The sequence below is a fragment of the Kitasatospora nipponensis genome (assembly GCF_039528135.1).
GTDB lineage: Bacteria > Actinomycetota > Actinomycetes > Streptomycetales > Streptomycetaceae > Kitasatospora > Kitasatospora nipponensis.
In genome coordinates this window covers 1-580 of record NZ_BAAALF010000949.1, presented here as the reverse complement: position 1 = coordinate 580, position 580 = coordinate 1, and the positions used below count along the sequence as shown (strand labels likewise).

The following is a 580-nucleotide window of genomic DNA, read 5'->3' as shown; positions in this document are numbered from 1 at the left end:
CCACTGCCCACCCGTCTTGAACCGCCAGATCACGCCCTCGAACTGCTGCCGCAGCCGCTCGGGGTACGGGCCGTACTCGCCGATCGGCAGGTAGGGCCCGATGAACTCCCACTCCACGTCCGTCAGTTGCACTCGCGTCACGCAAGGCGATCTACCGGATCAGGCCTCGAAGCGAGGGCAAATCCCAAAGATTGCTCAGGACTCGATACGCGCCCCAGAGCTCGTAACGCGATCTTGTATGTGATGGCTGGTCAGCCGTGACCGGTGTGATGATTCGGCCGTTCGTGATGGTGTGGCTGTTGAACCGTGGCTCGTAGACGATGACTTGTGGGCGGTGATCGAGCCGCTGCTGCCCGCGTGGCCGGAGCGGTCGCCGGACCCGCGTCCGGTGGGTGACCGGGCCGCTCTGCAGGGAATCCTGTTCGTGCTGTACACCGGAATCCCTTGGCAGCAACTGCCGTTGAGGCTCGGGTTCGGCTCCGGGCAGACCTGCTGGCGGCGGCTGAAGCGGTGGACCGAGGCCGGCGTGTTCGACCGGGTGCGCCGGATACTCCTCCCGGAGCTGAACGCTGCTGGGGGG

Annotated in this window: 2 protein-coding genes; one reads left to right on the top strand and one right to left on the bottom strand. The window is 66.0% G+C overall.

What is annotated here, in order from left to right; translation table 11 throughout:
• The coding region (locus tag ABD323_RS44245; RefSeq protein WP_425556366.1) for a transposase at window positions 1-141 on the bottom strand (141 nt) is incomplete at its 3' end.
• Between the two features lie 151 nt (window positions 142-292).
• Here ABD323_RS44245 and ABD323_RS44240 point away from each other — a divergent pair.
• On the top strand, window positions 293-580 hold a 288-nt coding region (locus ABD323_RS44240), incomplete at its 3' end, for a transposase (protein ID WP_344447642.1).